This window comes from Nevskia soli, assembly GCF_903970205.1.
Taxonomy (GTDB): domain Bacteria; phylum Acidobacteriota; class Terriglobia; order Bryobacterales; family Bryobacteraceae; genus Bog-113.
This window is the reverse complement of sequence record NZ_CAJCHS010000239.1, coordinates 1-9905: the sequence shown is the minus strand read 5'-3', so window position 1 is coordinate 9905 and position 9905 is coordinate 1. Positions and strand designations below refer to the sequence as shown.

8 protein-coding genes are annotated in these 9905 nt (G+C 60.1%); 7 read left to right on the top strand and 1 reads right to left on the bottom strand.

Annotation, left to right across the window (positions count from 1 at the left end):
• From H1Y01_RS10895 to H1Y01_RS10880, 4 genes are all read left to right on the top strand, one after another.
• Window positions 1–1188: acyl-CoA carboxylase subunit beta (locus H1Y01_RS10895; RefSeq protein ID WP_180540547.1), on the top strand; the 1188-nt coding region annotated here is incomplete at its 5' end.
• Window positions 1185–2543: an acyclic terpene utilization AtuA family protein gene (locus H1Y01_RS10890; protein ID WP_180540546.1), complete on the top strand. Its 1359-nt coding sequence runs from the start codon at window positions 1185–1187 to the stop codon at window positions 2541–2543. The genes H1Y01_RS10895 and H1Y01_RS10890, both read left to right, overlap by 4 nt.
• Window positions 2544–2545: 2 nt before the next feature.
• On the top strand, window positions 2546–4258 hold the full coding sequence (locus H1Y01_RS10885; protein WP_180540545.1) for a carboxypeptidase-like regulatory domain-containing protein: 1713 nt from the start codon (window positions 2546–2548) through the stop codon (window positions 4256–4258).
• Window positions 4255–5940 carry an MSCRAMM family protein gene (locus tag H1Y01_RS10880; RefSeq protein WP_180540544.1) on the top strand — a complete coding sequence of 562 codons (1686 nt, stop codon included), beginning with the start codon at window positions 4255–4257 and terminating at the stop codon, window positions 5938–5940. The genes H1Y01_RS10885 and H1Y01_RS10880 overlap by 4 nt, the downstream gene beginning before the upstream one ends.
• Before the next feature lie 117 nt (window positions 5941–6057).
• Here the strand turns inward: H1Y01_RS10880 and H1Y01_RS10875 are convergent, their stop codons facing one another.
• Entirely contained in the window at window positions 6058–6363 is a 306-nt protein-coding gene (locus tag H1Y01_RS10875; protein WP_180540543.1) for an Mpo1-like protein, read from the bottom strand.
• A 54-nt stretch (window positions 6364–6417) separates the two neighbouring features.
• Here H1Y01_RS10875 and H1Y01_RS10870 point away from each other — a divergent pair, with 54 nt between their 5' ends.
• From H1Y01_RS10870 to H1Y01_RS10860, 3 genes are all read left to right on the top strand, one after another.
• Window positions 6418–8469 carry a S46 family peptidase gene (locus H1Y01_RS10870; RefSeq protein WP_180540542.1) on the top strand — a complete coding sequence of 684 codons (2052 nt, stop codon included), beginning with the start codon at window positions 6418–6420 and terminating at the stop codon, window positions 8467–8469.
• Window positions 8469–9320 carry a TlpA disulfide reductase family protein gene (locus H1Y01_RS10865; protein WP_180540541.1) on the top strand — a complete coding sequence of 284 codons (852 nt, stop codon included), beginning with the start codon at window positions 8469–8471 and terminating at the stop codon, window positions 9318–9320. The genes H1Y01_RS10870 and H1Y01_RS10865 overlap by 1 nt, the downstream gene beginning before the upstream one ends.
• A gap of 94 nt (window positions 9321–9414) precedes the next feature.
• On the top strand, window positions 9415–9905 hold a 491-nt coding region (locus tag H1Y01_RS10860; protein ID WP_219341456.1), incomplete at its 3' end, for a hypothetical protein.

Sequence of the window (9905 nt, the reverse complement as noted above, 5' to 3'; positions counted from 1 at the left end):
ATCTTCCCCGGCCAGTACGGCGCGGGGCGCATCTTCTTCTACAACTCGCTGATGCGGCGCAAGCTGCGCGTTCCACAGATCGCGGCGGTGATGGGGCCGTGCATCGCGGGCGGCGCCTACCTTCCCGCGCTTTCGGACGTCATCATCATGGTGGAGAACACCAGCTTCATGGGGCTGGGCGGACCGAATCTGGTGAAAGGCGCGACCGGACAGGTGACGGATCAGGAATCGCTCGGGGGCGCGCGGATGCATACTACGCGATCGGGCGTGGCGCACTATATGGCGAAGGACGACGAAGATGCGCTCGATCAGATCCGCGCGCGCTTTCATCAATTCCCCGCCCTGGCAATCGCACCCGCGGGCCGTGCTCCGGCTAAGCCTTCCGCGGAGCTTTATGGCGTCCTACCGCCCGACCATCGCCTGGCTTACGATGTCCACGAAATCCTCGACCGGATCTTCGATGCGGGCGCGGATGGCCACCCCAGCGTGATCGAATTTCAACCGGAGTACGCGCCGGAAATGCTGTGCGGCGACGCGATGCTCGAAGGGCGGCCGGTGGCGATCATCGCCAATCGGCGCGGATTTCTGCGTGCGCCGGAAGGTCCACGCGTGGGCGGAATCGTCTACACGGAAACGGCGCGCAAGGTACACTACTTCGTCGAGAACGCGGAACGAGCGGGAACGCCGCTGATCTATATCCAGGACGTGTCCGGCTTCATGGTGGGACTCGATGCGGAACTGAGCGGCATCATTCGTGCCGGAGCCGAGATGGTCGAATCCATGTCCTGCGCCACGGTTCCACGAATCGTACTCACGGTGAACCATGCGAGCGGCGCGGGCTACTACGCGATGGCCGGGCAGGGCTTCGATCCGAACTTCACCTTCAGTTGGCCGACGGCGCGCATCGGCGTGATGGAAGGCGATTCGGCGGTGGTGGCGCTGTTCTCGGCGGACCTGGAGAAAGTGAAGAAGAGCGGCGAGCCCATGCCGGCGGAACTGCGCGAAGCGATGGACAAGACGCGCGCGGATTACGAGCAATGGCTGGATGCGCGCTATGCCGCGGCGCGGGGCCATTGCGACGCGGTGATCGATCCGCTGGAGTCGCGCGAAGTGCTGGCTCTGGCGCTCGATGTCGCGATGTCGCGCCCGCGCGGTGAAGCGCTCGCCTTGGAGATTCTCAACCAATGATTCGCATCGCCAACGGCCAGGGATTCTGGGGCGATTGGCTGGAAGCGCCGGTGCGCCTGGTCGAGCAGGGGCCGATCGATTACCTGATTCTCGACTATCTGGCCGAAGTCACGATGTCGATCCTGCAGAAGCAGAAAGAGCGCGATCCGAAGCTGGGGTATGCGAGCGATTTTCCGCCGCTGATCGGGAAGCTTGCGCGGAAACTGCAACAGGGCAACATCAAGGTGATTGCGAACGCGGGCGGGGTAAATCCGGTGGACTGCGCGCGCAAGGTGATGGAGTATGCGCCCGATCTGAATGTCGCGGTCGTGCTGGGTGACGATGTGCTCACGCGCCTTGACGATTTCCTTAAAGCGGGCCATGAGATGCGCGACATGGACACGGGCGCGCCGCTCGCATCGATTCGTGACAAGGTTCTGAGTGCGAACGCTTACATCGGGGCGTTCCCACTGGCGGAAGCTCTGAACGCGGGCGCGGATGTCGTGATCGCGGGCCGTTCCACCGATACGGCGCTTGCGCTGGCGCCGATGATTCACGCGTTCGGTTGGCGGGACCGCGACTGGAACAAACTTGCCGCGGGCACGATCGCCGGACATATTGTGGAATGCGGGGCGCAGTGCTCGGGCGGCAATTGCCAGGTGGACTGGCAGTCCATTCCCGACATGGCAAACATCGGCTACCCCGTGATTGAAGCCGAAGCGGATGGGACTTTCGTGGTGACGAAGCATCCGGGCACGGGCGGCCGCGTGCATTCGGACACGATCAAAGAACAACTTCTATATGAGTTAGGCGACCCCAAGCGCTACATTACTCCGGATTGCGTTGCGGATTTTACTTCGATTCAACTGGAAGATATCGGTCCGGATCGCGTGCGAGTTAGTGGGATTCGCGGCTCCGAACGTCCGGCGACTTTGAAGCTATCGATAAGTTACGCGGCCGGATGGAAGGCGATCGGGACATTGGTTTACTCGCATCCCCAGGCGCTCGAGAAGGCGCAGGCGGCGGACCGAATTGTTCGGGCCAGGCTGGCCGGACTCGGCTTGCAGTTCGACGCCATTGAAACCGAGTATTTCGGATTGAATGCGTGCCTTGGTGCGGCGGCGCCTCCGATTGCCGACCCCGCTGAGATACAGCTTCGCATCGGAGTGCGCGGTCCCGATCGTAAAGCGGTGGACCGCTTCACGCGCGAACTCATCCCCCTGGTGTTAAATGGACCGCCGGGAGCAACCGGATTTGGCGATGGCCGCCCGCCGGTGCGCGAGATTGTCGCTTACTGGCCGGCGCTGATCGCGCGCGAGCTGATTCCGACGCGGGTCGAAGTAGTAAGTGCAATGGTAGGAAGTCAAGCCGATTGAATATGTTCCGGCTACTGTTTCTGGCCGCGATTTACTTCAGCAGCAATGTCGCGTCGATAGCTGCGAAGAGTGTTCCGGCCGAGCCCAGCGGATATATCGGGGGAGTAGTGCGCAACGCATGGTCGAAAGCGCCGATTCGCCGCGCGGTCGTGACGCTCGATACGACCGGCCCACGTCCCATGGAGGCTGTTGCGTACTCCGATAACAATGGCGCATTCGGCTTCAGCGGAGTCCCCGCGGGATCTTACTACATCTGCGCGCGCTTTCGCGGGTATGGCCGCGCCTGTTATGGTGGCGCGAATGAGCCCGGCCGTCCAATACCCGAACTAAGTCTGGCAAGTGGCGAAGCGCGGCGGGATGTCTTGCTTGCGATGCTTCCGGAAGGCTCCGTTTCCGGTACGGTGGTGGATGGCGATGGCGATCCGGTGGCGAACGCACAGGTACAGCTACTTCGCCCCGTCTATGAGAGGCGCACGCTGCATTGGCGCCCAGGCCCCACGACTTCGACTAACGACCGCGGCGAGTATCATGTGTCGTTCGTGATCCCCGGCGACTATCGCGTTTTGGCGACGCGCGCCTACCAGATCGCGACCCGGATCCAGCCGGATGTAACTAACGGCCAGAAGCAGCCGGATGAAGTTTACGCGGTGCAGTTCTATCCAGGAGCTTCGAGTATCGATGCGGCCGCTTCTCTGACACTAAGCGCCGGCGCCGACTTGAAGGGCATCGATTTCACTTTGGAAACCGTTCCGCAGGTGATCGTATCCGGCAAAGTTGAAGTGCCTGAAGAATTGCGTGAAGCGGGGGCGATCACCGTAACTCTGGTGCCTGTTTCTTCCGCCGTGCGCTCGGAGCAGACCACTTCAGTGGCGAGCGCTCCCGAGTATCGATTTAGTCTGAACACGGTGCCTGGTAAGTACCGGCTGGTGGCAACTTCACGCGGAGATGCAGACTACCGGACGGTGCAGACGGTCGAGGTCGGCGCCACCCCGGAAGATATCACCGTCAAGTTAACCCCGGGCGCGCCGCTTTCGGGCAAGCTGCAACTGGAGGGCGCGGGCGCCAAAGAGGCCGGACCGTACCGCATCGAATTAGTTTCCGGCGACGACATTCCGCTGCAAGGCGAACCTCCTTCGGCCGACGTTGCCGCGGATGGCGCCTTCGAGTTCGATAGTGTCGTGCCGGGTATTTGGGATATCAACGTCTCGCCGCTGCCCGAAGGCGCTTATATCAAGTCGATGCGGCTAGGTCAGCAGGACGTTCTGACCGAAGACATGGAACTGAAGACCGGTGCGAGAGCGCCGCTGAACATCGTGCTCAGCATGAATGGAGCGACGGTGACGGGAAATGTTTTGGAACCCTCGAGCGCCGAAACTCCGAACGCCTCGCCGTCTCCGAAGACACCCCGGCACGACGGCCGCGTAATGGTTCTGCTCGCGCCTGAAGGTAAGTGGGAAAACGTTCTTAGTTTCTATCAATTGGTTGCTTCCGATAGTCACGGGCACTACCAGTTCAAGAGCGTGACGCCGGGTAAGTACCGGGTCTTCGCCTTCGATGAAATGCAGGGGCAGGAATATTGGAAGCCCGGCTTTCTGACACCATTTCAGGGCGCAGGTACGGCTCTGGAGGCCGGCGAAGGCGCGCGGGTGCAAACCGATACCACGTTGATCCGACGCGCTCCTGAAGGCGTTGCGCTTGAGGGGGCTTCGCAGTGAAGGTTCTATTAGTTATCGGCATGTTCGCGGGCTTAGTCGGCGGCGTCGCGGCGCAGGTTCAGGAAATCACTGAGCTTCAACAGCTTAACGGGCAGCCGGGGCAGCCGCCGCAACCGGTTATCGGCAAAGGGACGATATCCGGCACAGTGGTCAACTCCCGCACGCATGAACCGATCCGCAAAGCGCGCGTGATGCTGAGCGGCGCGGCCAACCTTACTGCGACTACGGACTCCGGCGGCAACTTTGCATTTCACTCGTTACCAGCGGGCACTTACTGGATGATGGCGAATCATGAGGACCTGTTTGCCAATCCGCTTACCGGCGGCAACACGAGCCAGGTAGTACTCGCCGACGGCGACGAGAAAACCGGGATTGAAATCCCCCTCCAGCCCGGAGCTACGATTACCGGCCACGTCACGAATGAAGACGGCGACCCTGTCCAAAATTGCAACGTATCCGCGACGCGTTCCGACCGTTCACAGGGCTTCTTGCGGCCCGGCGGGATGTGGGGCGCTAACACCGACGCCGAAGGAAGCTACCGGATCCATGGTTTGATGGCCGGACGCTACGTGATCCGAGCGCAATGTGGAGAAACGTTCCCGGCCCCGCACGGTTTCATGCCGCGCGGCGATCCGATGATTCCGCAGGAAGGCTACGCGCCGGTGACTTACGGTGGAGGAGCGTCGGCGGGCGCGGCAAGTAGCGGCGGTACGGTTATTTCGGCCGGCGCTGAGTTAACCGCGGTCGATTTCCATGTGACGCGCGTGCCTATGTTCCTGGTGCGGGGCACCTTGAGCGGTGTGGACGCCTCTCAGCTCAACAATGTTCAACTCAATCTCATCCCGCACGACAACCCGGCGGCCGAGCAGACTCCGGTTCCGACTCATATGGGCGCGCAACGCGGTCAATTCCGGTTCCGTAACGTTGTCGCGGGAAGCTATGACCTAATCGCCACGGTTATTAGTAACGATCGCGCGTGGGAAGCGCGCGAGACGATCGAAGTCGGTAAGACTCCAGTAACCGACTTCGAGCTCAAACTAGTGCCCGGGCCGACTCTCTCGGGTTCCGTGCGGGTGGAAGACCCGGCGTTGAACCTATCCGGGATGCAGCTCGCACTAACTCCACTAACGCCGAATTATCGCGGGCCGTTTCCCACGGCTAACATCGCGGCTGACGGAACGTTTGTTTTTAAGTCCATCCTGCCCGGCCATTTCCGGTTTAACGGCCTGCAGAATGGCGCGTACGCGAAGAGCTTTTCGCTGGGTGGCCGTGACGTATCGCCGGATGATTTCGAGATTTCCGACGGCGCGGCGGGACCGTTGATTATCACGGCCGGAAACAAACCAGGCACGGTCGAGGTTAGTGTCGAGTCACCGCCCGCCGGCGGAACAGCCATCAATGCCTTGTTAGTTCCCGAACCGTCCGGCGTTCCCCGCGTATCCGGGACAACGGTAGGCAGCGGACCGGTAACTTTACAGTTCCCAGGCGTTCCTCCCGGAAAGTACCGCGTGCTGCTGCTGGCCACTCAGAACGCCTGGCTGGTCGGTAACTCAGCGGACATTCTGAAGCAACTCGAGAGCCGCTCGGTAACGGTGGAAGTTACGGAAGGCGGCGATCAGCGGGTGAGCGCCTCGGTGGTTCCCGAGGATGACTTACAGAAGGCTATGGAAGCGGCTGAGTAAGTTGACTAACAGCCCGTGGTAGTAGTCGAAAAACACCGCTTGCTGACGCGCGCGGCTCTGTAGACTCAGTAAGTTACAGAGCCCCGACGGTGACGGAGCGGTTATTACCACGGGCTGCTAAGCCCGCCCGCGGATTTTGGCGAGCCACCAGCGGACGCCCACCAATAGAAATCTCCAATCGCGAAAAAACTCGGGTGGTTTGCCCTCGAACGCGTGACCGGCGAACTGGAACGCCCATCCGGCGAGGAAAAGCGCCAACGCGATCTTCCAAATTCCAAACCGAATCGCGATTAGCGGCGTCAAAACCAGAGAGAGCACAATCAAAGGAATCCCCAGGGTGTGGCACCATCGGTTCACCGGATTTTGGTGGCTGGTGGTGTACTGCGCCACCCATTGTTCCCAGGTTCGTCCGCCCAAGGCCATATCCAATACTACAGATCCAATACAATAGTCGCTATCGTCAAGAGAGGTCTTGTTATGAAACGCTACGCAATCGCCGCATTGCTCCTTACAGCCGCTGCCGCCATCGCCGATGAGGGCATGTGGACTTTCGATAATCCGCCCACCAAGTTGCTTCAGGAGAAGTACCACTTCACGCCGACCCAGGAATGGCTCGACCATGTACGGCTGTCGTCGGTCCGCTTGAACGACGGCGGTTCGGGTTCCTTCGTCAGCCCGCACGGCCTGCTGCTGACCAATCATCATGTCGCGCGCCACCAATTGCAGAACAACTCGACGGCGGAACACGATTACCTTCGCGACGGATTCTATGCCGCCACGCCGGATGCTGAGATGAAGTCTCCGGATCTTGAGGTCAACGTGCTCGTCTCGATGGAAAACGTGACCTCGCAGGTCAACGCCGCGGCGCGGCCGAACATGACGGACAAACAGGCTTTCGACGCGCGCAAGAGTGTAATTGCGCAGATCGAACGCGACAGCACGACCAAGACCGGGCTGCGCTCGGATGTAGTGACACTCTATCAGGGCGGCGAGTATTGGTTGTACCGCTATAAGAAGTACACGGACGTGCGTCTCGTGTTCGCTCCTGAACAACAAACCGCATTTTACGGCGGCGATCCGGATAACTTCACTTACCCGCGTTATGACCTGGATATGGCGATCTTTCGCGTCTACGACAACGGTAAGCCGCTGGAAACGACTAACTATCTGAAGTGGAACGCGAAGGGCCCGGAGGCTAACGAACTGGTGTTTGTGTCCGGGCATCCGGGATCGACACAGCGGCTCGATACCCTGGCGCAGCTGAAGTTCGAGCGGGACTTCGTGGAACCCGCGCTTCTGAAGTTGCTCGCCGACCGCATCGCAAACTTCCAGGCTTACTCGGCGCGCGGTCCCGAACAGGCGCGGCAAGCCGGCTCGATGATCTTCGGTCTGCAGAACTCGCAGAAGGCTTATATCGGCCGCTATGAAGGATTGATGAACCCTAAGCTCATGGCCAAAAAGCAAGCCGAGGAGAACGATTTCCGCTCTAAGGTAGACGCCAATCCGCAATGGAAGCAGGAGTACGGAGCTGCGTGGGAGCAGATCGCTCAAGCCGAACAGAAGGGCGAAGGGCGCTTTAACCAGACTTTCTATCGCCGCTCCGGTTCGCAACTCGAGGCTACCGCCGAGAGCATCGTCAGATATGTCGCAGAGATCAAGAAACCGGATGGCGAACGGCTGCCGGGCTATCATGATTCGCAACTCGAGAGCCTTCGTTACCGGCTTCTGTCGCCCGCACCGGTGTATCTGGAGATGGAAAAGGCGGGAATGGCGGGAGCCCTGGCGTTCGACGCGAAGAGCCTGCCCGCGAACGATCCGTGGCTTACCGCGATGCTGAACGGCAAGTCGCCGGAAGCCGCCGCGCACGCATGGCTCGACAGTACAAAGCTGGCTGATGCCGCTGTCCGCAAGCAACTCCTCGAAGGCGGGCAAGCCGCGGTTGACGCGTCCACCGACCCGCTAATCGTTCTCGCTCGCCAGGTCGATCCGTTGATCCGCGAACAGATCAAGTGGCAGGAAGACAACATCGACAGCGTGATCACGCACGCCGGTGAGGAATTGGGCAAGGCGCGCTTCCTGGTCTATGGGAAATCGACTTACCCCGATGCAACCTTCACGCTGCGGCTATCTTATGGCGCGGTTCAAGGCTATCCGATGAACGGAACCATCGCGCCCCCGAAGACGACGATTTACGGACTATACGATCGTGCCGCGAGCTTCGATTACTACGGTCCTTTCTATCTACCATCGCGCTGGAAAGAAGGCCGCGACAAGCTGGATCTTTCGACGCCGCTTAACTTTGTAAGCACCACGGATATCATCGGTGGTAACTCCGGTTCGCCCGTAATCAATCGCAATGCGGAATTAGTGGGGCTGATCTTCGACGGCAACATCGAGTCGCTTCCGGGCGACTTCGAATATGACGGCGAGAAGAATCGCGCGGTGGCTGTTCACTCTGCTGCAATGATCGAAGCTTTGCGAAAGCTGTACGGCGCCGGGCAGCTTGCGAACGAACTGCAGGGGATGTGATGCGCGGACTTTCGTTCTTTCTGCTACTGGCCGGCGCCGGCGCTTACGCGCAGAGTCCGCCGGTCACCTATAGCCCCGCCGAGAAGCCAATCGTCGCGCGCATGCGCCAACTGCGCTCTCTTTCAGATGGCGAGCGTCCCGGCGCCACCGCGGATCTGGCGTTGAAGATTCGCGCGCTGCCGCGCACCGCGAACAAAGAAAAGCTGGCAGTGGGTTTGGCTAACCTGTCCACAGAAGGCGATCCCGGTCGCGCGACTTTGCAGGCGGTCGCGACTACCCTCGCGGACGCTTTGCGTGAGCAGCCGATTCCTTCGGAGAAGGGAGAGGTTGCCGACCCTTACGTTACTCTGGCGATGCTCGTCAAGTACGAACATGTGGAGGCGCAATGCGACGATCCGCAATATAAACAAGCCATGGCCAAGCTTGAGGCGGATGACGAGGCTCGTAAGTCGGCCAACTTCACCTTGCCGGACATCACCGGGAAGTCGTGGACGCTTCAGGATCTGCAAGGTAAGGTGGTGATCGTGAATTTCTGGGCGACCTGGTGTCCGCCGTGCCGCAAAGAAATGCCCGACTTTGAGGCGCTGTACAGCCGGTTCAAAGATCGCGGTTTGGTGATTCTTGGTATTTCCGACGAAGATATGGCGAAGGTGCAGCCGTTTATCGCCGAACATAAGTACACTTACCCGATCCTGCTTGATCCAGGCCGGAAGGTGAACCAAGAATTTCGAACCTTCGGGATTCCGAAGACGTTCGTCTATGGACGCGATGGGAAGCTAGTGGCTGAAGCGATGGATATGCGGACGCAGAAGCAGTTCCTGGAAATGCTGAGTAAGGCGGGCCTGGAGTAGGAGGTAATTAAGCTTGGCATGCCAGCATTACGATCCTGAGCGCAATCATTTTTCGCTGGACCTGCATGGAGTTCTGAAGCGCGATGCAAGGCGAGTGATTCGAAAGCGGATCGAGGAATGTAGCCGCTTCAAGATCGCGAGTCTCGAAGTTGTGTACGGAACTCCTGACTTTTACGACGGTAGCATCGCCAGCGTTCTTCACGAGGTCGTAACGGATTCACCTGACGTGGAAACGGCCTGCCTGCCACGCGAATTTCTGGATGACTGCGAGCAATACTCGGCGCGGGTTCCGAAGGTTACGCTGCGGATTCGCGCCGGCGCCGCGAACGGCGTATGCGATGAACGTTCAACATTCACGCCCTTTCCGGCGTCGCGCGAACCGGACCTATGGCTGCGTCGCCTTTGCGAGAGTCCATTTGTACCCTTAAAGCGTACGTTCTCCCCGGAAGAAGCCGCGCAGTTTGTCGGCCGCGGCTGCCGGGCGGAAGATATCGGCGCCGACGCGTTAACCCCTGCCGATCTGGAGCAATTTTGGCGGACCTGGCAGCCCGCGGTCGCTCGCTCTTGCGCCGCGCCTGCGCCAGC